Raw genomic sequence first — 25,920 nt, 5'->3', positions numbered from 1 at the left:
CGGGAGATCACATGGCGGGCATAGGTCGGCGAACCGTCGCCGCCGGGTTTTTTGTTGTCGCGCTGACCGTGGCGGCCTGCAGTGCACCTTCCGGCGAGCGCAGCGGCGCGGCCACACCCTCCGGAGCGTCCGAGCCGTGTGCTGAGCAGAACGCCCGGTACTGCGCTGCCGAAGAAGGCGATCTGCTCGAGGTCACCCTCGGCGAACTGCGCCCCACCCAGCCGTCGCTGGGTTACGACGAGGTGTACTACCGCCTAGGCCGCTACACCCTCGGCGCCGGCGCGGCCGACCAACTGCTCGACCAGTGGTGTGTCACCAACGGGCAGGATGGGTTGGCCGAGGCCGACCAGGGCGCTACCCTCGCCGCCCCGACGTCGTTTCGTTGCCAGACCGCACGTGGATCGGAGACCGCGGAGTCCACGGCCCCAATGAAGACCGTCGTGATCGGCCCGGGCGGCCAGCCCTACCTCACCGACGGCCACCACACGCTGACCTCGTTCTGGGAGGCGCCCGGTGGCGGCCCCGGCATCGGGGTGCGGCTGAAGGTCACCGGTAACCTCTCGTCGCTGGAACCCGAAGCCTTCTGGGACGAGATGCAGTCCCGCGGCTGGACCTGGCTGCGCGACGCCCACGGCAAGCCCATCACGCCCGATCAACTGCCGATCGGACTGGGGCTCAAGCAGTTCGCCAACGACCGGTATCGCGGCGCGCTGTACTTCGTCCGCGACGTCGGCTTCATCCCGGACGATGACCGCCCGGAGTTCCAGGAGTTCTACTGGGGTCATTGGCTGCGCGAGCAGACCGACCCGAAGCTTTCGCTGCAATCCTTCGACCTTGATCAACTGGCTTCCTACCTCAGCCTTGTCGGCAATTTCGCCCGGGCGATCGTCGCCCTGCCGCCCGACACCGTGATCGCCGCCGAGCGCACCGCTGCTGACCTCGGCAAGATGGATTCTTTCGGGCAACAGGCCTTCGATGGGTTGGGACAGCCGGTGGACTCCGCCAAGCCCGGGAAGCTGGCCTACGCCATCGCCTACAAGGCGGGCCGATGACCAAGCCGGCGCCCGCGAACCTGACTCGGCGGGCATTTCGGCGGAAAAACGGGAAAGCTGCGGGAACCTCTCGCTCGACTGATATCTCAGCTGGACCGTGACCTCCCCCACTAATTAGATTGTGCCCTAGCTATTAGGGTACAGTTAGATCGTGCCCACATCGAATGCCGTGGATGTCGATCCGCTCGCCCTGGAACAGCAGGTGTGCTTCGCGCTCGCAATCACCAACCGCGCGGTGCTGGCCGTATACCGGCCCCTGCTGGAGCCCCTCGGCCTGACCCATCCGCAATACCTGGTGATGTTGACTCTGTGGGATCACCACCGGTCCAGCGATGCGAGCCAGCCAATGTCGGTCAAGCAGATCGCATCGACCCTGCAGATGGATTCGGCGACCCTCTCACCGATGCTGAAACGCCTGGAAGCGATGGACCTGGTGGTCAGGCGCCGCAGCACCGCCGACGAACGCGCCACTGACGTGACCCTCACCAACGCCGGAATCGCCCTGCGGGAACAGGCGCTCGCCGTCCCCCTCGCGGTGGTCGAACGGCTCGGAGTCGACCTGGCCGAACTCGAACGACTGCGAGACGTGCTGACCAGGGTCAACGCTGCCGCGCTGGCCGCCGGGGCACTCCAGGCACCATAGGAAACCCAGTGAGCGCGGTCGCACACCCAGAACTGTCCGTAAAGCCGCGACGAGATCAGAAGCGAGACACTCCCATGAGCAAGAAACCAAGGCGTCCTGACCCGATTCGTTGGTTCCACTACGCGTACGGAGGCACGCTGCCCGGGCGTTATCACCCGTGGGTGCTGCACGACCTCACCGCGTCGAGCCGGTGGGTACGACAAGTCTCACGGACCACCGCGGTGCTCGCGCCGTTCGTCGTCGTCGGTCTGCTGCTGATGGGCACCAACTGGATCGTCTGGACCGCCGCCCTCGGTGGATTCCTCCTCGGGGTGATCTATTCCCTGTCCTACATCGACCAGTACGCCGAATACCGGCTCACTAAACACGGGTTTCCGTCCGGCACCTTCAAACGGGTGATGGCCGAGGCGCACAGCAAGGCCACCGCCGACAAGCAGCGCAAGTACGAATCCAGATACCGGCCCACCGCCGGCAGCTAGGGCGGGAACATGGTGGTCTCTTACCACCGCGCGATCAAACAGCGCCCCGCGGCGCACGATGTCGTTACCCAGCAGACCCTTGATCGCCGCGCGTGCCATCAGCATCTCAACACGGGATAAGCCCTCGGACCGACACGGCTCCTTCGTGGGGCGTCGTGACCAAAGTCAAGCAACCGACTCCACGCAACCCGGGACACATCAAAGTCTACGGACAAGCCGGAGCGATTCAGGTTTGATGCCGTGAGCGGCGGCGGTCAACTGAGCGCAGCAGGGAGACATTTGACCTCGAAGGCGGCTTCGCGTAGGGCTCTTCGCGTGAACGAAACACGGCATACAACGGTTGCTCGAGGACAGCAGCTGGTATCGATTGATTGGGCTCAAGTCGATGAGCTGAAAAACGTTCCGGTTCAACAGTCATAGCGAGTCGCACTATGTCGACCCTACTCGGGCAGCGGATCTGGTCCGTGAGATCGTGCGGTGCATCAGGCGTACCTCCTATAGGCCACCGCCTACGGCGACATCGGCCAAGTCGCGGCGAGCCCGACACATTGCCTCGCTCCCTATAGATCTCGGCCGCCTCCTGAAGCGCCTCAATCGCTTCCACCAGGTACGTCTGATTGTTCTCAACGCGGCCCAAGCGCCCGAGAACTGCACCGAGATTCTTACCTTCGCTGGTGATTTCGGGCTTGTCGTCTAAATCGCGACTGATGGCAATCGCGTCCCGTAGCAGTGGCATCGGCGTAGCGCGCCGCTTTCGCAAGCGCGGCACCGATGTTGCCCAACTCAACTGCCTCGTGGCGGCGGTGCCCACGTACGGGCCTACCGAGCACGACGAGTAGCGGTCATCGTTGACCAGATCACGGGCCATCCACACGGTTGCGCCCACCCGAGACGGAATCCGACCGGTGACCGCCTGCACCTCACTCTTGAGCTGTTCGCGAAACCCTCCCGCATCGACTGCGCGCGGCTTGCCGGTCGGAGAGCATGCGCTCCTCCAGCGCCGTACATGATCCGCAGTGCCTGCACGCGGAGTCCGCACCTCTAGGCGTGGCGCCGCGGGACTCTCTCAGACCGACCGCCGCACGTCCCATAGTGAATTCATATTTTCTCACCATGAGATCGGGCTGCCGCACAAAATCGCAGATCAGGAGTACCGCGTTGAGAAAGGCGCACGCCCCGGCGCTCAGCTAGCAACCATCGACTCGTTGCAAGCTCGGAACTTTCGCTGGCAGACTGCCGCCGAACGCACATGACGGACGTAACAGCGAATTGGGGATTTTGATGTCGTTTGTGATCGCGGCTCCGGAGATGCTGGCGACGGCGGCCGGAAGTATTGAATCCATTGGCGCCTCACTGAGTGAGGCAAACGCGGCAGCAGCAGCATCGACGACCGGGGTGGTGGCCGCCGGTGCCGACGAGGTGTCGGCGGCTGTTGCGGCACTGTTTTCGAGTCACGGCCAGCAGTACCAGGCGCTCAGCGCTCAGGCTGCGGCGTTCCATCAGACTCTTGTGCAAACGTTGACCGCCTCCGGAAGCGCGTACGCCAGCGCAGAGGCGGCCAATGCCGCGCAGGCGGTGGAAAGCAGTGTGTTGGGAGTGATCAATGCACCCACTATGGCGTTGTTCGGACGCCCGCTCATCGGCAATGGTGCCAACGGGACGGCGGCAAGCCCCAACGGCGGCGCCGGCGGCTTGTTGTTCGGCAACGGCGGCAACGGATTTAGCTTCACCAGCGGGGCCACCGCCAACGGCGGTAGTGGCGGTGAAGCCGGCCTGATCGGCAACGGCGGGGCCGGCGGGAGCGGATTTGACGGTGGGACCGGCGGGGCGGGCGGCCGTGGTGGGTGGCTGATCGGCCACGGCGGCACCGGCGGCATTGGCGGATCGGTGACAGGTGCCGGCGAGACAGGTGGCCTTGGTGGGGCCGGCGGCGCCGCCCCATTCTTCGGCTTCGGCGGCCAGGGCGGCGCCGGCGGCGGCTCGGCGCTGGCAACCGGCGGCACGGGCGGCGCCGGTGGAAGCACCGACGGCCTGCTCTGGGGCTTCGGCGGTAACGGCGGGGCCGGCGGGTCGGGCGTGACCGGCGGCGACGGCGGCACCGGCGGCGTCGGAAGCGGCTACCTCATGGCTGGCGGCGGTGACGGCGGCGCGGGCGGAACAGGCACCACCGAAGGCGGCGCCGGAGGTGCCGGCGGCCAAGCAAACAGCCCGCTCCTGGCTGGCGGCGGTGACGGCGGCGCGGGCGGAGCAGGCACAACCCAAGGCGGCGCCGGAGGTGCCGGCGGATTAACCGGCGGCCTCCTCGCCGCTGCGGCTGGCAACGGTGGTACCGGCGGCGCAGCCACCGGTGGCGGCGGCACCGGCGGTGACGGTGGTACTGGCGGCGTGGGCGCTTCGTTCGTGTTGGCAGGTGGCGGTGTCGGCGGAATGGGTGGCTCCGGTGACACCGGCGGCGCCGGGGGCGCCGGCGGCTTGGGCGCTGCACTCAACGGTTGGGGCATTGGCGGCGACGGCGGTCTCGGCGGCTTCGGCAGCATCACCGGCGGCGCCGGCGGCGATGGCGGTGATAGTGCTGTGGCCTTGGTCGGTTTAGCGGGAGGAGGCGCCGGCGGCACCGGCGGCGAGAGCATCGCTGGCACTGGCGGCACTGGTGGCACTGGCGGCGACGCTGGCACCGGCCTCGGCATCGGATACGGCGGGGACGGCGGCAATGCCGGTAGCGGTGCAATGGCTGCCGACGGCGGCGACGGCGGAAACGTCGCGGTAACCATCGACGGCACCTCCCAACCAACATTGGTCGGTAACGGTGGCAACGGCGGCAACGGCATCAACGGCGGCACTGGGGGCACCGGGGGCACCGGCGGAACACTTCTTGGCGGTCCCGGGGCGAACGGATCGTCATAGCTGGAAGCGCCACCCCGCTCGCTACTCGAACACGCACGGCTGGCTGACCACGGCCGGTGGCGTCAGGCCCAGGTGCGTCCAGGCCTGCGCGGTGGCGACTCGGCCGCGCGGGAGGCGGGCAACCATTCCCGCGCGGACCACGAACGGCTGGAAGTCCTCCGTGAGATCCAATAGCCGAGCAGCAGCCGACACGACCACATACGTCAGCGGCGCGATCGGACCCGTCGCCGCGATGGCGCTACGGACCCCCTCGATGTCGACCACCCGTGCCACGGCAACCAGCTAGAACAAACCCAGCAAGAACCCCGCAAACACTGCGAGTCGCAGGACGTTCCGCCGCCGACCGTCGACCGAGCCCTCGAGATTTCTCACGGCACGCGCCCGCGCCGACATCCGGGGGATATCGTTGGGCCTTTGACGAGCAAGTCTCCCAGCGACAACGTGTTCTCGGTGTTCTCGGTGTTCTCGGCAGATCCGAAATCGGCGATCGGAGGAAGCGACAGATGCACCTCGTAAATGACGACCTGTTCGCCGTCAACGTCGCGACACGTGAGGCTGACACGCTTGCCCGCCCCCTCGCCAAACTCGGCGTCGAACCGGTGCCGCACCGTGTTGAGCGACAAATGCGGGTGTTCGGCGAACACCGGATCGAGGATTTTGCTGACCTGGTTGGTCAGCGTTATGGCGTCGCGGAAATACACCGCCGGTGTGACACCGGAACAGGTGCCATGCGTGTACCACTCGTGGGGCGCCATGAGGGCGGCGTCAGACAGCACCGGCTGCAACTTCGATTGCAAATCCTCCGGCAGATCCAGGGACGACATGTCGGCGTTGCGTAGGTCACGGGCCTTATCGGTCTTTGGCACGCCGCAGAACTGCTGGCTGGGCGGCTGGGGCCACAGCCCGTGCAGAATCAATCTCTCCCCTAACTTGCCGACGTGACCGGTTCTGCATCCCGAGTTGGACGGGTCTACCTTGCAAAGGCTGGGTCCCCAGGTCACTACGAGCAGGCTCGAGGTGCTTGTTCCGGCTTCGTTCGCGGGGGGGTGCGAGTGATCGAGGATGAGCAAGCTGAAGGCGACGGCCGCGACGACGATCGCCGCCAGTCCGGCCGATACGGAGACGACGGCCACGTCTCCTCGCCGCAGTTGCATCGTGCACTCTTCTCGAACCGAAAACCTGTCCAGTGAACGATATCGACCGCTGGTTCGAGCACACCGGGCGCCGGGAAAATCGCGCGGTCTCCCTGTACACCAGCCTGCTCACCGGCAGGATCGGTGCGTACTTTCGCTATCGCCTGCGGTTCTCGCTGCTGCTCGCCACGGCGCGATTCGCCGTGCACGTCATAGAGTTCCTGATTCTTATCTCCACCCTCGGCGGAACAGCGGCCTTTACCGTCATGGTGCTACGGATCGGCAGCCTGGTCGTCGGCGGCGGATGGTGGGGGCTTCTCGAGGTCATGCGGGAGCGGCTCAGAGCGTTCTCCCAGGCCGGGGAACGGGACGCGGCCGAGCACGAAATCGGCCGCTGGCTGGTCCTCGCGGTGATCGCGGCCGTGATGCTGACGATCGTCGGCGGCGTCGGGCTGGCGGTCCTACAGCCCTCCGGCCACAATCCGGTCGGCCACGTGTACGCGTTCTTGATCGTCCTCGAGGTTGCGATTGGTTTCCCGGTCAAGGTGATTCACTCCGGTGTATACGCCACGCGGCGCGTTTACCGACCCATTTGGTCAATGTTCGCGCCGACCCTCGCGCAGCTCGGGGTGCTCAGCGTTGGCTCTTATTTGTATCCGACGGCCGCAATCATCATTGCGATCATCGCGGCGAATGCGATCGGCATCTCGATCACCGTGCACTACACGCTCGAGGTCTATCGGCTGACCGGACTGTGGCCGAGATTCGAGCCACCCACCCATCACTTTTGGGCCTTTTGGCGGTTGCTTCCGAAGATCCCGCCCTGGCTGGGGTTGCAGACCACGCTGTCGGGATTCGCGCTGCGGTTCGACGGCATTCTCGTTCTCGCGCTTGTTGGCGTATATGGGACGAGCGCCCGGTCCTTCGACCTCACCGCTGGCGCCGCAGCCTGGCGGCACGTCGATGCCTTCCAGTTCTTCTATCTGGTCCTGCCGTTATTTAGGGGCACATACGAGGCCGCGGGGCTGTTCTATTTCGATTTCGTCCGTCTGCGCGGCCTCCCGGCCCTTAGTGAATTTCGCATCTTCTTCTTTCACCGGAACCTGTGGATGGCGCCGGTCATCGCAGTGTACTTTTGGTCTCTTGCTGCCGCGCTCGGGCTGTTTGTCCTGCACGACATACCACTTAGCTTCCTGCTCGCGCTGCTGCCGCTCTTTGTCGTCCGCAGCGCGATCGGCATCTACCAGATCCGCTTGTTCGCTGAAGGTCGTTTCGGCGCGCACCTTGGATCCTTCGCGTTCTTGATCGCGTTGTTGGGGCTGGTCTGGATCGACAGCAATCCCGCCTCCGACCTCCTCGAGATCACGGCCGCGATGATTACGCAACTTATCGTTCTGATCAACCTGCAGCACTTTCACGACCGCCGACAGCCCCCGGTCCCCACATTGCTGCCACTGGGCGACTGGATACGCGAACTCGCTCGAGAGCCGGGACCGGTGCGTGTCGGTTGCATCACGATCGCGGAATCAATCACGCCCAAGCAGAGATCCGCCACGATGACGTTGATGCGGCAAAAGTTCGGGGACAAGGGACATTTCGCATTCCGGACGCCGACGGCGCTCATCTACTATGAGCGATCCGCGAACCGTGATACCGAGCAACAGCCGCATCTGACGCTTCAAGCGATCACCGGTGGCACCGCGAACCACGGCAACTTTCTGCCGGCGGTGATGACCAACGGACGCGATGCACTTGACCGGCTCATCGCCGACGAATGGATTCAGCCCGTCGACGACGCATTGGTGCGGCCGGACAGCCTGGAAACCCTGAGCTCCGAATTTCGCGCGCTTTTTGCCGACGGCATCGTCTTCGATCTGGAAACACACGAAGGCTCACGGGACATGCGCAGTCTCGAACCGGGCGTGCTGGCGCAGGCCCTGCCAACGGCAATAACGGGCCTGGAAGGCGGCACCGCAGTGGTTCCAGTGGATGGCCGCCTGCTCACGCCGCTGTATCACGAGGGAAGGTTGCGCCTGCTCTTTCTTTTGCCGCCCGACCCCGACGCCGCGGTATTCAAGAACTGGCTGCACACCGTGAAGGCCTGGCACATCGTCTGGGGCACCACGGAAGCTGCGGAGTGTGCCCGCAATGGCTGAACCCGTCGACATAGAGCGACGACTGAAGGACCCGAAAACCTATGAAGACACCATTCTGCGGATCTTCGCCAAGAAGAGGCAGCGCGGATTGGCTTTCGACGAAGCGGACGGCGGTGTCACCTACTTCAGCACCGCGACTCAGCGCCGAAACCTTTCCCGCGCGATCGCCCGCAGTGTCGCCAGCGGCCAATACCGGCCGGAGCCGGTTGACCTCTGGTTCCTCGAGACCGACGGTAAGCGTCGCGCCGCGCATACCCCCGCGTTCATCGACCACGTCGTCGGTTCCGCACTCTTTCAGCTTCTTTCGCACAATGCGCGCTGCTACGGCCTGCCCGGCGTCTACTCCTACTTGCCCGGTTTGACGAATGTCGACGCCGCGCGGGCCCTTGCCGGTTTCGTGCGTGCTCATCGCAAGCGGATGGGAGCACACGGCCCTCCGCTTTACGTCTTGCAATCCGATTTCGAACACTACGGAGACGATCTGCCGGTCGGCCCTGACGCGGCCTTGTGGCACACCGTGCGAGAGGTCGCGGCGCTCGGCAGCCCGAGCGGAGCCATCGGGTCCGACGCATGGAATCTCATTGCCACGCTTGCGCGCCCCGTCGTGCGCGATCAGGACGGCGCACAGTTCACTCGTCGCCACGGCGTCGCCATGGGAACACCGCTTGTCCCGATCCTGGGGAACCTGGCGGTTGTACCCATAGACCGGGCAATCGTCGGTGTCGACGGCATTTTCTACGCCCGGTACAACGACGACTTCGTCATTGCCCATCCGGATCTCGCCGCGCTCCACGAGGCAGACACGCTGATCGACGCGCTGCTCGATGACCTGGGCGTCAAACGGAAACTGGAGAAAGAGCTTCGCACCGCCCTCAGCGGAACTGGCCAACCGGCCGCCGAGGACCCGACGTATCGCGGGCGCAACCGGATCGACTGGCTTGGCATGTCGGTCGGCCATGCCGGAACGATGGCCTTGGCGCCTCATCGGCTGCGCCGCTTTATCGGACGCATTGCGACCCGTATCGATGCGGCCTCGTCTGCCCTGTCGTCATTGCCGGCCGGTGAACGAGCGCGTCATCTCGTGGCTGCCACCAACGTCATGCTGGACGTTGACAACCCGTTCGCGGTGGCTGGCTTGTCCGCCCTCCTCGACACGACAACAGATCGTGGGGTGCTCAAGGACGTGGATTACCGGATCGCGCGAAAGATCGTGCAGGTCGCCACCGGACGGCCCGGCGTGCGCGGCTTCCGGCTGCTGCCTCCTGCGGTGCTGCGGCGCGATATGGGCCTGGTCTCCCTCGTGCACCTGCGGAACTTGCGGTGACCGCTGGGATGCGGTTCGATCGTCGCGAGGGCGCGGACCCCGCCTTTGCGCGGTTTTCCGACGGACCACAGCGGCTGCGGCTTTCGGTCTTTCACTTTTTTGTTTTTCCCCGCGCCCTCGTCAACGACTCCCGCCGAACGCCAGTGTGCCGACGTTCACGATCTCGCCGCCGCCATCAGCGACCAGGACCGCACCGGTGACGAAGGAAGCCTCCTCGGAGGCGAGGAACAAGCCGCAGTGTGCGATCTCCTCGGGACTGGCCACACGACCCAGCGGCAGATCCGCGGCGACCCGACGGGCGCACGTGGACGTCCGAAGCCAGCCCTCACACTGGGCCACGAGACGCTGAAACAAACTGGACTCATTCACCGGGAACACGTCAGTTCTCGCCGTCGGCTGTATCGACGGCGACTACTGACCTGGAATCTCGTGGACCGTCTCATGGCAGTCACGCTCGACCGTCTTTCGGGCGTAGTCGCTCGGTTCGCGTCGCGCGATGTTGTACTCGCGGGCGAGGCGGGCACACGCCCATCTCGTGGCGTTCCGGGACTATCGCGGGTCCAAGCCGTTTGGGGTGCGGGTGGGTCTCCAGCAGGTACCGCACCGTATCGAAGCTCGTATCAAGCTGCGCAGCTGCAGCCCCGGAGCTTACCCCGCCAGGCCTGTCCGGTGGAGATGCGCCCAGACCGAATCCGCAAACTACGCTCGCCAACGTGACCCCACCCGTGACGCGACGCGAAATTCTCAAATACGCGTTGGCGGCCACCCCGGTTCTAGCGGCCGGGCCCACTGTGGCGGCAACAGCTACAGCCCCGACAGCATCCGCGGACGGCCTGCGGCTGCTTGACTTCGCCACCGTGTTGGTACAGCCAGAGCAGATCAAATCGGCGGGTTATGACGGTGCGCTGGTCTACGTGTCCGAATTGCGGCCAGGTGCCACATTCGATTTCAAGCCGGTCACCCGTGAGTTCACGGACGGTCTGCGCGCGCTCGGCCTGCACGTGGTGAGCTGCTACCAATACGGCAAACCGGGCTGGCCGCAGTCGCCGTCGGACTTCACCCGCGGATATGACGGTGGCGTGGCCGACGCTACGACGGCGCTGCGGTTGCACAACGCCGCCGGCGGCCCAAATCAGGCCCCCATATTCTTCAGCGTCGATGAGGACATCGACTCCGACACCTGGGAAACCACCGCGGTCCAATGGTTCCTCGGGATCAACTCGGTACTGGGTGTCCAGCGCACCGGCATCTATGGCGGTGCGCGTCAGTGCAGATGGGCAATAAGCGACGGCGTGATAGGGCACTCGACCAGCCCGGGCTACCGGTGGGCATGGCAGACGAGGGCTTGGTCGCAGGGGGAACGGGTGGCCGCGGCCGTCCTGTATCAGAGGGTGATCGTCACCGCATCTGACCCCGGCGTCTTGATCGACGGAACCTCCGTCGACGTGGACGACGTACTAGCAGCTGATTTCGGTCAATGGGACCTCGTTCGGTGACCTGCCAGTTTGTCATCAAACACCGCAGCTGTCCTTAGCCGCCCGCGGCCGCTACGTGACGCTGGGTTACTCCGCGACGCTCGTATCCGTGGCGCGGTGGCCGATGAAATCCAGTCCGGCGCGAATCGCGGGCCGGTGGCGCAGAATTCGGTAATGCGCCAGTCGGCCGAGCCCCCGTGTGGTGAGCAGGCGTGCGCCCGGCCATGCCGTAGCCACGCGCTCACTGGCGGCATGGGGACTGTCCGGGTCGTCGGGGTCGTGAATGAGAAGCAGCGGCGGATAGTTGGCTCGTCGACCGGTCCACGTCATGTTCGTTTCGTGCAGTGGCATGCCAATGCGTTCTTCGAGACGACGCTGCAGGCCCGAACGGATCCGGCGGCCGAAGCCGTGGCGTGCGGCGAACAGGTCAAGATAGAGCGGAAACTCTCCCATTGGCGCCAAGAAGACCAAGCGGCCAACCTGTGCGCCCTGACTCGCCGCCAATACGGTCGAGTTCGCTCCGAGTGAATGGGCGACCACCGCGTGCGCCGGCCCACGGGTCTCGATCATGGCCGTAATCGCGTCGGCGCACTCGATGGCCGTGGTGCGCCCGGGCGCGAGCGCACCCGGATCCGATTCGTTGTGGCTGGGCAAGTCGAAAGCCACGACCCGATATCCTGCCTCCACAAGCGGTTTGACGAACACTGCCAAATGCGCGCGCTGGCCACCCCAACCGTGTACCAGATATACCGGCGGCCCCTCGCCCCATTCCTCCCCGGCGATCCGATGTCCATCCCAGAACGCCTGTATCGATGCCCCTGGTGGCACACCGGGCGGCATACGCATACTCGACTCAAGAACGGGCGGGGTGCACCACAACTCGACTGCCCACCGCGATCCCAACCAGGGCGCCAACCGCTCAAGCACCCAGAAAAGGCGGCGCACCCGGGCAGCAACGGGCGGCAGGACCCCGGAGCCGACAATATCGAGCGGTGCTAGCTCGCGGGCCTCTGCTGGTACCGACGCCCTCTCAGTCATGAGGCGTGATCATAGTGGGACTGTCGATCCGGTGTGTCTCAAAGTTCGGCTGCACAAATGCAGCCTTGGTGCAGCTGAACGTGAGAAAGTGCAGTCAAGCTTGAGAACCTACGTAGGTTCTCAAATTCCATGTCATGTCGCGATGCTCTGACCTGCGATGTCACACGTGTTTCACGTCGTGTCATCGGGGGATCCGTCTCCGGTTAGTGGCATTTCTTCAGAGGGCATCTCCGCGCTCGCGCTCATCGCCGCCGCCCTGATCGCCACCAGCGGCAGCAGAGCCGCCGACACCACTATCCCCACTTCGCTGACCGGCAACGGCGCGGCAGCGCATGCCGGCACCTGTCAAGCTCACGGACGTGCGCCGCTCGCTCGATCATCTCTTTGAGCTCGACGCCACTGAGCTGTTCGAGGACAATCCCGGCGTGCTCGAAGTCGTCATCGCTGCACGGTCCCTCCTGTAGGTTCTCACCGTTAGCGACATCTTGGGCGTGCGCTGACCTGCGGTTCGCTCCACTGTCTCACGGCGATCTCGCTTGGTTTGTCTCACGGAGCGCTGCATTTCCTAGGCCCCCTCGACGTTCTCTCGGCTGGAACGACGCTATGCGCATGTTTGTAGCCGGCCTGTTGCGTACGCCGCGGCGAGAAACGGCGGCATACTCGACCGAAAAATCCGGACCGCGTGGATTTCAACCGCGGCGCCGTCTGGCCGAGCGACGCTGCTGCAGCTGCTTCTAAGCACCGACCGGGTCGGCACCGCACTGCCGGCCGGCGCAGGGTATACCATTGGAGTCGTGCGGTGGGGACGTTCGCCTCTACCCCCACGCGCATGTGTGGTGCAGGGTGACGGCAGCGGAGCAGATTTTCCGCAACAATGGCGTGGTCCCAACTCCGCCGTCAGTTAATCAGATGTAGCGATTGCCAATGTGATTCGTTGCAGTGACGGCCAGTGACATGGATCCGCCCCTCGCGCCGAGTCAACCGAGGGAGTCATGGAATGCCGAGGATTGTTACCGGATCCGATCTTCCACGCATCTTCACCATTCGCGAAAGCAACCATCGCATCCATAACCCGTTCACTGCGGGCAAGCTCGCTGCCCTGGGCCAGGCACTGCACCTGACACCCGGGATGCGTCTGCTCGACCTTGCCAGCGGGTCGGGCGAGATGCTGTCCACCTGGGCACGTGACCACGGCGTAACGGGAACCGGGGTTGACATCAGCACGGTGTTCACCGAGAAGGCCCGCGTACGTGCCGCTGAACTCGGCGTCGCCGACCAGGTTGCCTTCGTGCACGCCGACGCCTCCGGCTACGTCGCGGACAAACCTGTCGATCTCGCCGCGTGCCTCGGCGCCACCTGGATCGGAAATGGCGTGGCCGGCACCGTCGAACTGCTCAGCAGGAGTCTCCGCCCCGGCGGCCTAACGCTGATCGGTGAGCCGTACTGGCGTGAGGAAGTGCCGAACCAGGACACCGCCCAAGCCTGCGACGCCAGAGACAAGGACGATTTTCTGGCACTGCCGGAGCTAATCGAGCAGTTCGGCGGCCTCGGGTACGACGTCGTGGAAATGGTGCTGGCCGATCAGGAAAGCTGGGACCGGTACCAGGCGGCTCAGTGGCTCAACCTGCGCCGCTGGCTCGACGACAATCCGGACGACGAGCTGGCCACCGAAGTCCGGGCTGCACTCACCACCGAACCCGCCCGCTACACACGCTACCAGCGTGAATACCTCGGATGGGGAGTCTTCGCACTGATGGCCCGCTGACGGTCTAACGTGCGGGTCCGGGCAACACACCGCCCGGACCCGCACGTTTTACAATCGATCCCCAGGGCAAGTGAGGTTTAGCGAAAAAGGGGACACTTCCCATGTCGATGCCGATCGACGCCCAGCACCTGGTTGCGCGGATCGAGGTCGCCCGACGACCCACGAATCCACAGGATTTGACTATTGCACTTTGTCGCCTCCGCTACAAGCTGTGCCTGCCCATCTGCGGTCGTAGTCGGCGCGCCGCCCTGCATCGCTGACGTGATCCGCCGCTCCGGCATCCAATATCCTGACCCTCTCGACGAGGATGCGAGCACGTAGTGAACCGAAGTTTGCCCGGTCAGGGTAAGCCTGAGAGCAGGTGGCGCCCCCTTCTCGGTCGGTGCAGACGAAGGGAGCAATGACGTGGCGAGCACAGGGATTCAGGTGGCCCTGGTGGTCTTGGACGCCTTCGTCGCGATCACCGCAATCGGCGGTGGCATCGCGTTGGCTGTTGGCCTGGAAGGCAATCGATTCCCGGCGCAGTGGCTGCGGCGAACCCCGTTCCGTAGCTACCGCGTGCCCGGTCTCATCTTGGCCATCGCGGTGGGCGGAAGCGCATTGGCCGCGGCCATTGTCACGTGGTTGGAACCGTCAATCGGCGCGTGGGTGTCCATCGGCGCTGGGCTCGTGCTGACCGGGCAGATCCTTAGCGAGCTGGCATTGCTTGACCAGCCAACCCGGCCGACCAAGACAGAGGTCTTCTATCTGTCGATCTCCGCAGCCATCGTGCTGATAAGCGTTCAGATCCTGCTCTGGGGTTAGAGCTTGGGCGAGAAGCAGTCTTGCGACCACAGTAGGTGGAACAACGCCGACCGGGTCAGCGCCTCAGACCAATCTGGCAGCCCGCCAATGGCTTTGGCGATCGATATTCCCTCAGTTGCGATCCCGCGAACCGCCGCCAATAACGATGGCTCGAACAAGGATCGCCGCCGGAACCCGGCAAGGAACTGGACATTCTGGAGCTCCACTTCGTTCGGCTCGCTCCACACTTCGTACAGCCATCCGCGGCGTTCAAGCGCAGACCGCGTCCAAGCGAACGTCGACGCCACTTCCGGCTTGGACAGCCGGCTCGCCGGCTTCACATCCGCAACCTTTGGTCCTTGATCGGTGATCAGGAGGTAGTCCGGAATATGCTTGTGCACATCCCCGTTCGATTGCCGCACCAATAGGAACGGCTGTGCACAGATGCGGTGCACCAACCGGTCGAAGTCTGCAAACAGCAGCCTGGCGAGTTCCAACCGCGACTCGTAGATGACATGCCGGCTCTCGGTCGCCGACCAGTAGGAGCCCGAATAGTGCTTCTGGCCGGCGCGCCAACGGAAGACACGACACGGCTCCGCTGCTACGAGGACATTTGGATCAGCACCGACAAGGGGAACCGAGGACACATCGAGGCTCGGTGCGGATCGGAACCGCACCGTTGTGGTCCCAGCGGTCCTGGCCGCCGAAACCATGTCGCCCGCTACCGCCCGACCGGTCCGGCGCTCGCAGTCACACCCGAAGCGTGACACTCGCGGACCCGAGCGGAGTGCATGCGCCTCGGCGCGTCTCACCACTCCTTCAAATTTGAAATCCGTTTGAAATCAACCGTGAGATTCCGCCACGTTCCGTGAGACCCTACACCTCCGAATCTTCATCTGGCCATGTTCGCAAAGCGCGACAAGTGCAGCTGGTGCGCGACGGTAACAGTCTTGGTCGGGCCGTTGCGGTGCTTGGCCAGAATGAAGTCCGCCTCTCCCCCACGCGGATCATCGCGGTCGAACGCGTCGGGGCGGTGAAGCAGGATCACGACGTCACTATCCTGCTCCAAACTTCCCGATTCCCTCAGATCAGCCAACATGGGCTTTTTGTCAGTGCGCTGCTCGGGACCGCGGTTGAGCTGGCTGATCGCAACCACCGGAACCTCAAGTTCTTTCGCGAGCAGCTTCAGGTTGCGGGAGAACTCGGATACTTCTACTTGGCGCGATTCGAACTTCTTGCCGGAGGTCATCAGCTGCATGTAGTCGACCACGATCAGCCGCAGGTCAGATTTCTGCCGCAAGCGACGCGCCTTGGCCCGAATCTCCATCATGGTGAGGTTGGGTGAGTCGTCGATATACAGTGGGGCCTCGCTGATTTCGCTCATCCGACGCGCCAGCCGGGTCCAGTCGTCGTCGTTCATGCGGCCCGAACGCATGTCGGAGAGTTTGATTTTCGCTTCCGCGGACAACAACCGCATCACGATCTCGGACTTGCTCATCTCCAGCGAAAAGATGACGCTGGCCTGGCGGTTCCTGATCGAGCACGACCGCATGAAGTCCAGCCCGAGAGTGGAGTTATGGGTAGGAATCATGGCCTTACCCGCCAGATACATGTGGCTGGCGTTGTCCACCTCGACACATCGCACGGGAACTGTTTCGATCCGGCGGACGTCCACGATGAAGCGTGATCCACAGCGCTCGGCGCCGGCGATAGCCCGACGCTCCTTGTGCGCTATCGCCTTTCGCTGCACCGCGAACACCGCATCGTCCGTGGAGAAACTCAGCGTGTAGGCGATGCTGGACGGCGCGTGACGGCCGCGGACGTGTGTGGTCGAGGTGTGGCAGTGATAACCCAGGCTGACGACCAACTCGGCGACATCACTCGCCAGCCGAGGGTTAGTCACCGTAAGTTGGACGGCACCGCCGGCCGCTACTGTTCCGTCGGTGTCAAGCAACCCGGCGAGCAGAGCGCGCCGCTGCGTCTCGGACCCCCGCAGGTATTCCGTCGGAATGTGCTTGTTGCCGAGCACGCCGAGCGTGCGCAGTCGCGCCTGCATGGCGCCCGCGGTGGACGTGCACTCCCGGCCTGCGAATCCGTCCGCTTCGATCCGCATGAGGATTTCAGGTTCGGTCGTGGTGATTTGGGCTGCCTCGCTGGCGCCATCCGCAAGCCAGGCGCCGAGAGTGTACGGCGGGACCAAGAACTCGCGATCCGGTAGCTCAAGTGCACGCGCATTGGTCACGCTGTGGTTCAGGCGCCGATCTCGAGGATGGCACCGTAGAGTTCCGGCGATCTGGGCCGTCGTCCGCACCGCTGCAACGGTGCGCTGTTGATAGCGGTCATAGCCCACCGCGGCAGCGTGCACCGACTTGCGAGCTGCGTGTGTGTCGGTCAACCACTGGTGCGCCGCATCTGCGACGATCACTGTCCCGTCGGAGAACTCAACCTCGTAGCACGGCCGTCCCAGCATCACGTCGGTGGCAGCCACCACCCGCGTCGGCTGCCCGTCGACGCCAAGCAGCTCATCACCGACCGCGACGGCACCCATCGTCGTCCAGCCGGACGGCGTGGGCAGCGGCGTCCCCAAGGCGAGCGCCTTGCCGACGCCCGGCCGGGCCGCGACGATAACCATCTGCCCGGGATGCAGACCATTGGTTACCTCGTCGAGTTCGATGAAACCGGTGGGCACGCCCCGCGCCAACCCACCGTTGGAGGCGATGGCGTCGATCTCATCCATCGTCGGCTGCAGCAGATCCTCGAGCGCGACAAAGTCTTCCGATTGCCGGCGATCTGCAACGTCGTAGATTTCGGCTTGTGCCCGATCGACCACCTCGGCGACGTCGGCACCCTCGGCTCCGGCGTAGCCGTATTGCACCACTCGCGTGCCGGCCTCCACGAGCCGGCGCAGCAGCGCCTTCTCCCCCACGATGCCCGCGTAGTAGCCCGCGTTGGCGGCCGTCGGCACGGTCGAAATCAGGGTGTGTAGGTATGGCGCGCCGCCGATCCGCCGCAACAGCCCCCGCCGGTCAAGTTCCGCCGCGACCGTCACCGCATCCGCCGGCTCACCTCGCCCGTACAAGTCCAAAATCGCGTCATAGACGTTCTGATGTGCCGGACGGTAGAAGTCGCCGGGCCGCAGCTTTTCCAGCACATCGGCGATGGCGTCCTTGCTCAGCAGCATCCCGCCGAGCACTGACTGTTCAGCGGCAAGATCCTGAGGCGGCTGGCGACCAAAGTCCTCACTGGGGGGTGCGTCGACACCCGGTTCTAGGTCGTCAACGACCGCCATAGGCTCTCACCTCCTCCGACACAGGCGTCCGAACGTACATTCGATAGCCGATATCCAGAGCGTAAGTCAAAGCAGTGACACGCCTCCCCAAGAACACTCCTCACCTCGCGCCGGGAAGAACGTAAACGTTGCTGGCGAGGACTCCAAGGGGCTGCTGTTCATAAGGTTGTGCATCGTGTGTGGAAATGCGTTGACGGCTGTGTTGAGCGGGTTGTGAAGAACCTGTGGATTAGTGCGGACCGCTGGGACATCACTGCTGCTAGCAGCCATACAACGCCACGCATCTCGTGTGGACAAGAATCTCTCCGGCGTGTCGGGCCAGGTTACCGCGCCGGGCGTGTTCGATTTCAGCAAGATGGTCGCCGAGTGACACGCCGGTAACGCCGACCGCGCGCACCGAGCCCCCCGCTAGTTCGCCAGTGCGACCTCCCACGCTGGGCCGGCCGTCGTCGCAGTGCACCCTGGGGACGGCCATGACCCGGCGGCCAGCCGGCGATGGCCGCCTACCGGAGTGAGTGGAACGTAGCGGTCTAGCTCTCCGCTACCACGTCGAGAGGCAACTCGAGATCGACGTCGGGGTGCAGGTGCACCGACACCTGGTGGGTGCCCACCGCCTTGATGTGTGTCTTGGGCAGCCGCACGATGCGCTTGTCGAGATTCGGGCCGCCGGCCTTCTTGACGGCCGCAACCACATCTGCGGCCGTCACGGAGCCGAACAGCTTGCCGGAATCGACGGCCGTCCTCACCGGCAGCGATACCGGGCCGAGCGCCTCAATAGCAGCTTTGATCTCGTTGGCGTGCTCAAGGTCGCGCACCGCCTTGGTTTCGCGGGCGCGGCGGATCTCATCCGCCTGTTTCTGGGCACCCCGCGACGCAACGATCGCCATTCCGCGCGGCAGCAGGAAATTGCGACCGTAGCCATCTTTGACCTCGACAGTGTCGCCGACGGAACCGAGGTGGTCGACGTCGGCGGTCAGAATCAGCTTCATCTCTAGGTACTTTCCGTGGACGTGCGGTGGCTATCGCGCCGAGGAGGTAAACGGCAGCAGCGCCACCTCGCGGGCATTCTTCACCGCGATGGCGATGTCGCGCTGGTGCTGCACACAGTTGCCAGTGACCCGGCGTGCCCGGATTTTGCCGCGCTCACTGATGTAGGTGCGCAGCAGCGCAGTGTCCTTGTAGTCGATCGCTTGGTCCTTCTTCGCGCAGAAGACGCATTTGCGCGTCTTGACCGGCTTCTCGGGAGCCGGGCGCCGCTTGTTCGACTTGCCCATAGGTTTCTTTCTTTCCGTTTGCTAATGCTGAAGAAGTTCTAGTTCAGAACGGCGGCTCGTCGTCGCCGCCGCCGAACGAGCCCGACGCCGGGGCGCTGCCCCACGGGTCGTCCCCTTTGCCGCCGCTCGCGGGTGCAGCAGCAGCCGCCTGCCGGGACCCACCGCCAAAACCGCCGCCTCCGCCGCCGCGGCTGGTCTTGTTGACCTTGGCAGTGGCGTAGCGAAGCGAGGGCCCTATCTCATCGACCTCCACCTCGACGACGGTGCGCTTTTCACCCTCGCGGGTTTCGAAGCTGCGCTGCTTGAGCCGGCCGGAGACGATCACCCGCGACCCGCGGGTCAAGCTCTCGGCCACATTCTCGGCCGCCTCGCGCCAGATATTGCATCGCAGGAACAGCGCCTCGCCGTCTTTCCATTCCCCGCTCTGGCGGTCGTAGATGCGGGGCGTTGATGCCACGGTGAAATTCGCCACGGCGGCACCGGACGGGATGAACCGCAGTTCGGGGTCAGCGGTCAGGTTTCCGACAACCGTGATCGTGGTGTCACCAGCCACAATTTCCTCCTCGGTCCGCCTGGAATGGGTGGGTAGTCGCGAGCATGTCGCCGCCGAGCCTACGCAACGGCACCGACAGCTGGTAGCTAACGCCCGGCGATCGCATTGATATCCGATCAGTGCGGGTCAGTGCGCATGACCTTGGTGCGTAACACCGACTCGTTGAGGCTGAGCTGGCGATCGAGCTCGGAGACGGTCGCCGGAGCGGCTTTCAAGTCGATGACGACATAGATGCCTTCGGCGTGCTTGGCGATTTCATACGCCAGCCGGCGCTTGCCCCAGATGTCGACCTTGTCAACAGTCCCACCGTCCTTGCGGACAACGTTGAGGAATGTCTCCAGGGACGGGGCCACGGTACGTTCGTCAAGCGTGGGGTCAAGGATGACCATGATTTCGTATGGACGCATGGGAACCTCATCACCTCCTCTGGTCTACGCGGCCACGGTCGGTCCGTGGCAGGAGGGTCGCCTGCGTCGGCAACCGCCCTAGGCTACCGGACAGCGCGCTGACCGGGAAATCCAGCCGAATCCGCGATGCCACGGCGCCCCGTCACGGAAGCGGCGAAAGAAATTCGGCGAGCGCCTTGGTGGCCGTGTCAGCCTTGGCGAGCGCACCCGAGTCGAACGGCGGCTGCGGGTCGTACTCGATCAGTAACTGAATGGCCTCGGCGGCCTCGCGATCGACAAGCAGCTCAGCCAGCCGCAACGCCATGTCGATCCCGCTGGATACCCCCGCAGCGGTGATGATCCGCTGCGGTAGATGCTCGACGACGCGGTCGGGCACATAGGTGGCACCCAACTCGTTGAGTTGCTCTGCGGCCCGCCAATGGGTGGTCGCGGTAAGTCCGTCGAGCAGGCCGGCGGCGCCCAGCACGAGCGCACCGGTACATACCGACGTCGTGAATTTCGTATGCGGGTGCACCGATTGCAGCCATCCCCGGAAGGTTTGGTCTTCGACCAGGATGCGGGTTCCCGGACCACCCGGGAACACCACCACATCCGGTGTGCTGACCTCGTCGAACGTGGCGTCGCACGTCATTCCCAGCATGTGGTTTGCGGTGCGCACCTCTCCCCGCTGATGACCTACAAACACCACGTCGACCGACGGAAGGCGTTGCAACACCTCGTAAGGGCCAACCGCATCGAGGGCAGTGAACCGCGGGAACACCGGAATGGCGACCTGCGTCATGCCTGGCTCCCGACGCGCCCGGTCGGCGTACTGATGCTGCCGGTTTGTGCGCCGATTTCCCGAGGTGGCTGCGGATCGGCCGAGTGCCCCAACCGCGTCGGACGCAGCCAGTCCGGCAACCAACCGGGCGCGGCGTCGGGGGCGCGGTCGTAGACTCCGCCCCCGGGATCATCGACTCGCCCGTGCCATCGCACCAGATCTTCCTCGGGGCGATAGATCTGTCGAATCACCAACGCACACAGCGCCATCACCGCGATATCGCGCAGCAACACCGTCGCGGTGAACCACTGCTCCGGCAGCGAGCGGCTCGGGTTGCCGTACAAGTAATACATCCGTGGCACCCATACCAGCGCATCGATCGTCATCCACGCCAACAAGATCCGGCGGTGCGGCACCGCCAGCACCGCCAACGGCACCAGCCACAAGGAGAATTGCGGGCTCCACACCTTGTTTGTCAGCAGAAAAGCCGCCAACAGGAGGAACGTCAGCTGCGCCACCCGCGGCCGCTGGGGAGCCGTGGCCGCGATATAGGCGATGGCCACGCAACATAGTACAAACGACACCGCGACAACGGTATTGAGGATCACCGGTGGCTCCCAGAAACCCAAGTTGGGATCGAAACCGCGCCAGCCAGTGAACGATTTCACGACGTTGTACAGCGAATCGATGTCGTCCCAGCGGCGGGTGTTGAGCCGAAAGAATTCCGACCACCCACGCGGAAACAACAGCAGCACGGGCAGATTCACCAACAGCCAGGTCGCGGCCATGGCCGTTGCGGTTCGGGCGAGCGCCCTTAGGCGGCCAGCTCGAATTCCCAGCAGCAGCAACGGGTACACGAACAAAAGAGGATACAGCTTTGCCGCCGCACCGAATCCGAGCAACACACCGGCCAACACCGGTCTGCGCCGCGCCCACGCCAGCAGTCCGCCCATCGCGAAGGCGGTTGCCACAGCATCGAAGTTGGTGAAGATCTGAAAGATCACCAGCGGACACGCGGCCACCAGAGCCGCGTCCCAGATGCGGCGGCCCGCCAGACCCGCGGCGGCCCGGACCGTGGCCAACCAAGCCAGGGCCAGTCCGAATGCGGCGATATTGAAAAACATGACGACCTCGGCGATCACCGGAAGCGGAGCCACCCTGGTTATCGCCGTGTAGGTCTTGGCCAGTGCCATCGACACGTACTGATAGACCCCGGTCAGCACCGGGTACTCCATATAACGCACCGCGATCTGTCCGTCGTAGGTCAGTTTCGGGGTGCCGTCGCCGTCGGTCTCGATCCAGCTCGACCTGTACGGAAACTTGCCCTGGTTCAATAGCTCCGCACCATAGAGCGGCACCGTGTCCGAGTAGCACAACTCGTAGTAGGCGCGTTGGTTGTCCCAGTTGGCCACCCGCTCGTCCCCCGGCCCGCTACCGGTGGTCTGCAAACAGGCCGCCTTTGTCGACCAGCCGAGTGCCAGGAACACCAACGCGATCGCGAGCATCACCCGCAGCGGGGTCATCAACCGGGTGCGGCCGATCAGCGCATGCCGGCCCACCGGTCCACCGACCACATTCGCCAGAGCGGAGCCCAAAACGTCATTCCGGCTGGGGAAATCGCGGTTGTCCGCGCTACGGAGGTCGGTGGCTAAAGGCAGGGGCGAGATGCTGGCGCTGTGCGTCGGTATCCCGGTCACGGTGGCGGGGTGGGAGCATCAGCGGGCGCGCCATCCGGCGGTGGGGGCGGCGGGAGGGTGATGGTAGTGGGCGGGCCGACCGGAATCGTAATACCGGGCGCCACCTCTATCGTGGGTTGGATGACAGTTTCGGTGGGCAATGCCTCCGGCGGCGGCGGCGGGGGCGCCGGGACACCCGCGTAGCCGCCCACCTCGGTCGGTCGGGGGAAGGTCTCGTTCGACGTGCCCTTCAGGGCGCCGTCCATGGTCGCCTTCCAGATATCCGACGGCAGGCCTGAGCCGTAAATCGGTGCACCCGAGGCGGTTACCAATGGCTCGTCGTCCTTGGCGGTACCAACCCATACGGCGGTGGACAGCGACGGCGTGTACCCGACCATCCACGCGTCTTTGTTGGCGAGGGTGTCACCGAGCTGAGTGGTACCGGTCTTTGAGGCCGACGCCCGGCCCCCCGCCAGATTGTGGCCATTTGAATAGGAGGCAATCGGCTCCATCGCCGCAGTGACGTTGTCGGCCACCGCCGCCGGGATGCGCTGGTCGCCGGTGTTGTCCTCGGTGCTGGCGTCGAAGAGGACCTGGCCTTCGGCGTTGACCACCTTTTGAACGAAATGCGGCGGGTAGTACACGCCGGAGGCGGCGAGAGTGGCATACGCCGACGCCATGTCAATCACCCGGGTTTGGTACTGGCCCAACACGATCCCATTGTTGGGTGGACCGCCTTTGCCGTCCTCGGACAGCGTGTAGGGGACGCCCGGGAAGCTTTCGGCGATGCCGGCTTCGTGCGCGGCTTGCGCAACGGCCTCTGGACCACCCGACAGCTTGAGCATCAGGCGGTAATACGAGGTGTTCAGCGACATCTTGAGCGCCTCGGCGATATTGCAGGTCCCGCAACTCTCACCGCCAACATTGGTGATCGTGATGCCGTCGACCGTCACCGGCGCGCTGTCCACCTCGTAGCCCAGACCGATTCCCTGTTCCAGGGCAGCGATGAGGGCAAAAACCTTGAACGACGACCCGGTCTGCAGTCCCGCCTGGGCGAAGTCGAAGCCATTGGCATTGTCACCGCCGTAGTAGGCACGCACAGCGCCGTTATGCGGGTCGATAGACACCACGGCGGCCCGCATGTCGGGGTCCTGCCCGTCGAGGTACTTGGCGACCGCCTTTTCCGCCGCCCGCTGCGCCTGGCGATCGATTGTGGTGGTGACCTGCAACCCCTGGGTATTGAGGGTCTGCTCGTCGATGTTGAACAGGTCGAGGAGCTCCTTGGTCACCTGCCGCTCGATCAGCCCTTCAGGGCCGCGCGGCTGGTTGTCCTCACGGGCCTGCTCGGGCGGCACGGTCTTGGGAAACACCTGTGCGGCGCGGTCGCTCTCGGACAGCGCCTTGGTTTCCACCATCCCGTCGAGCACCCAGTTCCACCGTGCGCGGGCGCCCTGGGGATCAACGGCCGGGTCCAGCGACGAAGGCCGTCGAATCAGCGCTGCCAACAGTGCCCCCTGGGAGACAGTGAGCTGTTCGACCGGCTTGTCGAAGTACGCGGTCGCGGCGGCCGAAATCCCGTAGGCACCGCGGCCGAAATAGATGATGTTCAGATACGCCTGCAACACATCGTCTTTGGACCACTCCCCCGACATCTTGGTCGCGATGACCAACTCTTTGGCTTTGCGCATCAGACCGCTCCAACCGTGCTGGGCGGAGCCGACTAGCGCGTTCTTGACGTACTGCTGGGTGATGGTCGAGCCGCCCTGGAGGTCGCCGCTGCCGAAGAGGTTGTTCTGCACGGCGCGGAGGAAACCGCGCACCGAAAAGCCCGGATTCGAGTAGAAGTTGCGGTCTTCGGCCGCAATGACGGCCTGGCGTACGTGTGTCGGCACCTGGTCGAGATCGATATCGACTCGATTCCCTTCCGGTGGCACGATCTTGGCGAGCTCCGAACCGTCGCTGGCGAGGATGGTGGAGACCTGATTGGTCCGGATGTCGCCCGGCCTGGGAACGTCGACAATCAAGTACGCCATCGTGAACGTGACGATGGGCAACAGCACGACCACCGCCGCGGCGAGGTACATCGAACGCCGCACCCATTTCCAGTTGATGTGCCGTGACCAACCCCAGTGCGGTCCGGGCGCCCTGCCTCCCGACGATCCGTCGGGACCGATCGGCCCGGACGGGGGCGGGCCCCCGCCACCCCCCGGCCACTCTTGGCCTCGAGATTTGCCTGGCGGAACGTCCAATGCAGCTTTGACCTGGTCGAGCGGTTCGCGCTGCAGGGGCGCCGTCGGCGGACTGTCGAGCGCCGCCTTGACCGCCTCGATGGAGTCCCGCTGCCCGGCTGGCCGATCGTCGGGAACCGCCGGCAGGATCGCGGTCAACCTGTCGTCAGGGGGAACATGGCGGCGCTGGCCGGACACCGGGCGGGTACCGCCGTCCCCACCAGTTTGGGATTCATTCGGCGGGTCCGCCGGGCGATGACTGCCCCCACCCTCAGCCGCCGGGCCGCGTGGGGTGCCGCTGGGCGACTGGTGGTGCCGTCCTTCGTTATTCACTGGCGGTGCGCGCGCCGTCGCGCGCCGTCCGCGTGCGGCCGGACCCCCGGGGCGGACGTGCCTGTCCCAGGACATACGACTTGACCAGGTGATTCCAGCTGCACGTTCGACATACCTCCACGACATGGACCGCGAACTCCGAGAACCGCGTCGCCAGCAAGACCAGCTCTTCGGCGGTGCGCGCCGAGCCGGAGACCGCGCCGAGGTGCTCGCCGAACACCCACGACACCAGCGTGAGCTGCTCCTTGCGGCAGATGGGACAGGTCACCCGGCTTGGTTTCCCGTGATACTTCGCGGCGCGCAGCAGGTAGGGATTCGCGTCACACACCTCGGACACGCCAGTACGACCCGAGTACACCTCGGCCAGCAGTGAGCGCCGCCGAAGCGCGTAGTCCACCACCTGTCGCTGCAATCGCACGTTGACCAGAGTACGACGCCATCCGCGCCACCGGCGCACAACCGCGGCCCAACGCGTGTGTGCCGGCAACTCTGCGTCTCCGACCCCGGTCCGCCATCTCGCTCGATGTGACGAACAGCGCACTAACACCAGATGGTGTTGTGGCAAATATATCGAAACGATACTATTTCGCGAGGCGTCGGGTCGTCGTAGCTAACCAACGTAACCAGCCAGGCAAAGGAGGTGTGTCG

Annotated in this window: 24 protein-coding genes and 1 pseudogene; 10 read left to right on the top strand and 15 right to left on the bottom strand. The window is 64.7% G+C overall.

The features are described from left to right. Window positions 1–11 precede the first annotated feature (11 nt). From F6B93_RS00395 to F6B93_RS00380, 5 genes are all read left to right on the top strand, one after another. Window positions 12–1,052, top strand: coding sequence for a ParB/Srx family N-terminal domain-containing protein (locus F6B93_RS00395; protein WP_211697140.1), 1,041 nt, complete (start codon window positions 12–14; stop codon window positions 1,050–1,052). 169 nt (window positions 1,053–1,221) lie between these two features. Next, on the top strand, window positions 1,222–1,695 hold the full coding sequence (locus F6B93_RS00390) for a MarR family winged helix-turn-helix transcriptional regulator (protein WP_425518487.1): 474 nt from the start codon (window positions 1,222–1,224) through the stop codon (window positions 1,693–1,695). Between the two features lie 74 nt (window positions 1,696–1,769). After that, window positions 1,770–2,174 carry a DUF5313 family protein gene (locus F6B93_RS00385; RefSeq protein WP_211697138.1) on the top strand — a complete coding sequence of 135 codons (405 nt, stop codon included), beginning with the start codon at window positions 1,770–1,772 and terminating at the stop codon, window positions 2,172–2,174. A 707-nt stretch (window positions 2,175–2,881) separates the two neighbouring features. Continuing rightward, window positions 2,882–3,013 (top strand): hypothetical protein, encoded by a 132-nt coding sequence (locus tag F6B93_RS23330; protein WP_281426118.1) that lies wholly within the window; start codon window positions 2,882–2,884, stop codon window positions 3,011–3,013. A gap of 442 nt (window positions 3,014–3,455) precedes the next feature. Further along, a complete protein-coding gene (locus tag F6B93_RS00380) occupies window positions 3,456–5,078 on the top strand; it encodes a PE family protein (protein WP_211697137.1) in 1,623 nt (540 codons plus the stop codon). A 21-nt stretch (window positions 5,079–5,099) separates the two neighbouring features. Here F6B93_RS00380 and F6B93_RS00375 read toward each other — a convergent pair. Continuing rightward, window positions 5,100–5,231 (bottom strand): annotated as a pseudogene (locus F6B93_RS00375) (Holliday junction branch migration DNA helicase RuvB); the annotation flags it as partial. Window positions 5,232–5,446: 215 nt separating this feature from the next. Beyond that, window positions 5,447–6,211, bottom strand: a complete 765-nt coding sequence (locus F6B93_RS00370; RefSeq protein WP_246540930.1) for a ribonuclease T2 family protein — start codon at window positions 6,209–6,211, stop codon at window positions 5,447–5,449. A 53-nt stretch (window positions 6,212–6,264) separates the two neighbouring features. Between F6B93_RS00370 and F6B93_RS00365 the strand changes: the two genes are divergently transcribed. Together F6B93_RS00365 and F6B93_RS00360 are read left to right on the top strand one after the other, a co-directional pair. Then, window positions 6,265–8,367, top strand: a complete 2,103-nt coding sequence (locus F6B93_RS00365) for a hypothetical protein (RefSeq protein WP_211697135.1) — start codon at window positions 6,265–6,267, stop codon at window positions 8,365–8,367. After that, window positions 8,360–9,691 (top strand): reverse transcriptase family protein, encoded by a 1,332-nt coding sequence (locus F6B93_RS00360; RefSeq protein ID WP_211697134.1) that lies wholly within the window; start codon window positions 8,360–8,362, stop codon window positions 9,689–9,691. Before F6B93_RS00365 ends, F6B93_RS00360 begins: the two co-directional genes overlap by 8 nt. A gap of 120 nt (window positions 9,692–9,811) precedes the next feature. On the opposite strand, the gene F6B93_RS22580 is transcribed toward F6B93_RS00360, so the two are convergent. Then, entirely contained in the window at window positions 9,812–10,060 is a 249-nt protein-coding gene (locus F6B93_RS22580) for an SDR family oxidoreductase (RefSeq protein WP_425518486.1), read from the bottom strand. 344 nt (window positions 10,061–10,404) lie between these two features. Here F6B93_RS22580 and F6B93_RS00350 point away from each other — a divergent pair, with 344 nt between their 5' ends. Further along, window positions 10,405–11,187 (top strand): DUF1906 domain-containing protein, encoded by a 783-nt coding sequence (locus tag F6B93_RS00350; protein ID WP_211697133.1) that lies wholly within the window; start codon window positions 10,405–10,407, stop codon window positions 11,185–11,187. A 66-nt stretch (window positions 11,188–11,253) separates the two neighbouring features. Here the strand turns inward: F6B93_RS00350 and F6B93_RS00345 are convergent, their stop codons facing one another. Next, complete coding sequence (locus F6B93_RS00345) at window positions 11,254–12,204, bottom strand: alpha/beta fold hydrolase (protein WP_211697132.1); 951 nt, start codon at window positions 12,202–12,204, stop codon at window positions 11,254–11,256. Between the two features lie 171 nt (window positions 12,205–12,375). Continuing rightward, window positions 12,376–12,546, bottom strand: a complete 171-nt coding sequence (locus tag F6B93_RS00340; RefSeq protein ID WP_211697131.1) for a hypothetical protein — start codon at window positions 12,544–12,546, stop codon at window positions 12,376–12,378. A gap of 655 nt (window positions 12,547–13,201) precedes the next feature. On the opposite strand from F6B93_RS00340, the gene F6B93_RS00335 reads away from it, so the two are divergent. Together F6B93_RS00335 and F6B93_RS00330 are read left to right on the top strand one after the other, a co-directional pair. Continuing rightward, window positions 13,202–13,969: an SAM-dependent methyltransferase gene (locus tag F6B93_RS00335; RefSeq protein WP_211697130.1), complete on the top strand. Its 768-nt coding sequence runs from the start codon at window positions 13,202–13,204 to the stop codon at window positions 13,967–13,969. A gap of 405 nt (window positions 13,970–14,374) precedes the next feature. Next, window positions 14,375–14,773, top strand: coding sequence for a hypothetical protein (locus F6B93_RS00330; protein WP_211697129.1), 399 nt, complete (start codon window positions 14,375–14,377; stop codon window positions 14,771–14,773). Here F6B93_RS00330 and F6B93_RS00325 read toward each other — a convergent pair. The 10 genes from F6B93_RS00325 to F6B93_RS00280 form a co-directional block, all read right to left on the bottom strand. Beyond that, complete coding sequence (locus tag F6B93_RS00325) at window positions 14,770–15,429, bottom strand: TnsA-like heteromeric transposase endonuclease subunit (RefSeq protein ID WP_246540929.1); 660 nt, start codon at window positions 15,427–15,429, stop codon at window positions 14,770–14,772. The genes F6B93_RS00330 and F6B93_RS00325 overlap by 4 nt on opposite strands. A gap of 215 nt (window positions 15,430–15,644) precedes the next feature. Beyond that, entirely contained in the window at window positions 15,645–18,041 is a 2,397-nt protein-coding gene (dnaB, locus tag F6B93_RS00320) for a replicative DNA helicase (protein ID WP_211697128.1), read from the bottom strand. A 530-nt stretch (window positions 18,042–18,571) separates the two neighbouring features. Further along, window positions 18,572–19,030: a 50S ribosomal protein L9 gene (gene rplI / locus F6B93_RS00315; protein WP_211697127.1), complete on the bottom strand. Its 459-nt coding sequence runs from the start codon at window positions 19,028–19,030 to the stop codon at window positions 18,572–18,574. Between the two features lie 30 nt (window positions 19,031–19,060). Continuing rightward, window positions 19,061–19,315, bottom strand: a complete 255-nt coding sequence (gene rpsR, locus F6B93_RS00310; RefSeq protein WP_211697126.1) for a 30S ribosomal protein S18 — start codon at window positions 19,313–19,315, stop codon at window positions 19,061–19,063. A gap of 43 nt (window positions 19,316–19,358) precedes the next feature. Further along, entirely contained in the window at window positions 19,359–19,868 is a 510-nt protein-coding gene (locus F6B93_RS00305; RefSeq protein WP_211697125.1) for a single-stranded DNA-binding protein, read from the bottom strand. Between the two features lie 116 nt (window positions 19,869–19,984). Then, on the bottom strand, window positions 19,985–20,275 hold the full coding sequence (gene rpsF / locus F6B93_RS00300; RefSeq protein ID WP_211697124.1) for a 30S ribosomal protein S6: 291 nt from the start codon (window positions 20,273–20,275) through the stop codon (window positions 19,985–19,987). A gap of 142 nt (window positions 20,276–20,417) precedes the next feature. After that, entirely contained in the window at window positions 20,418–21,056 is a 639-nt protein-coding gene (locus F6B93_RS00295) for a DJ-1/PfpI family protein (RefSeq protein WP_211697123.1), read from the bottom strand. Further along, on the bottom strand, window positions 21,053–22,732 hold the full coding sequence (locus tag F6B93_RS00290; RefSeq protein ID WP_211697122.1) for a glycosyltransferase family 87 protein: 1,680 nt from the start codon (window positions 22,730–22,732) through the stop codon (window positions 21,053–21,055). Before F6B93_RS00290 ends, F6B93_RS00295 begins: the two co-directional genes overlap by 4 nt. Continuing rightward, window positions 22,729–25,272, bottom strand: a complete 2,544-nt coding sequence (locus F6B93_RS00285) for a transglycosylase domain-containing protein (protein WP_211697121.1) — start codon at window positions 25,270–25,272, stop codon at window positions 22,729–22,731. The genes F6B93_RS00290 and F6B93_RS00285 overlap by 4 nt, the downstream gene beginning before the upstream one ends. Further along, window positions 25,265–25,690, bottom strand: a complete 426-nt coding sequence (locus F6B93_RS00280; protein WP_211697120.1) for a DUF5318 family protein — start codon at window positions 25,688–25,690, stop codon at window positions 25,265–25,267. The genes F6B93_RS00285 and F6B93_RS00280 overlap by 8 nt, the downstream gene beginning before the upstream one ends. Between the last annotated feature and the right edge of the window lie 230 nt (window positions 25,691–25,920).

Source organism: Mycobacterium spongiae (assembly GCF_018278905.1).
Lineage (GTDB): Bacteria > Actinomycetota > Actinomycetes > Mycobacteriales > Mycobacteriaceae > Mycobacterium > Mycobacterium spongiae.
This window is presented reverse-complemented; position numbering and strand designations above follow the sequence as displayed.

Coding starts and splice junctions, on each gene's coding strand:
- rpsF (WP_211697124.1), bottom strand. CDS start 20,275: ATGCGTCCATACGAAATCATGGTCATCCTTGACCCCACGCTTGACGAA.
- F6B93_RS00360 (WP_211697134.1), top strand. CDS start 8,360: ATGGCTGAACCCGTCGACATAGAGCGACGACTGAAGGACCCGAAAACC.
- F6B93_RS00345 (WP_211697132.1), bottom strand. CDS start 12,204: ATGACTGAGAGGGCGTCGGTACCAGCAGAGGCCCGCGAGCTAGCACCG.
- F6B93_RS23330 (WP_281426118.1), top strand. CDS start 2,882: ATGGCAATCGCGTCCCGTAGCAGTGGCATCGGCGTAGCGCGCCGCTTT.
- F6B93_RS00335 (WP_211697130.1), top strand. CDS start 13,202: ATGCCGAGGATTGTTACCGGATCCGATCTTCCACGCATCTTCACCATT.
- rpsR (WP_211697126.1), bottom strand. CDS start 19,315: ATGGGCAAGTCGAACAAGCGGCGCCCGGCTCCCGAGAAGCCGGTCAAG.
- F6B93_RS00395 (WP_211697140.1), top strand. CDS start 12: ATGGCGGGCATAGGTCGGCGAACCGTCGCCGCCGGGTTTTTTGTTGTC.
- F6B93_RS00380 (WP_211697137.1), top strand. CDS start 3,456: ATGTCGTTTGTGATCGCGGCTCCGGAGATGCTGGCGACGGCGGCCGGA.
- F6B93_RS00295 (WP_211697123.1), bottom strand. CDS start 21,056: ATGACGCAGGTCGCCATTCCGGTGTTCCCGCGGTTCACTGCCCTCGAT.
- dnaB (WP_211697128.1), bottom strand. CDS start 18,041: ATGGCGGTCGTTGACGACCTAGAACCGGGTGTCGACGCACCCCCCAGT.
- F6B93_RS00385 (WP_211697138.1), top strand. CDS start 1,770: ATGAGCAAGAAACCAAGGCGTCCTGACCCGATTCGTTGGTTCCACTAC.
- rplI (WP_211697127.1), bottom strand. CDS start 19,030: ATGAAGCTGATTCTGACCGCCGACGTCGACCACCTCGGTTCCGTCGGC.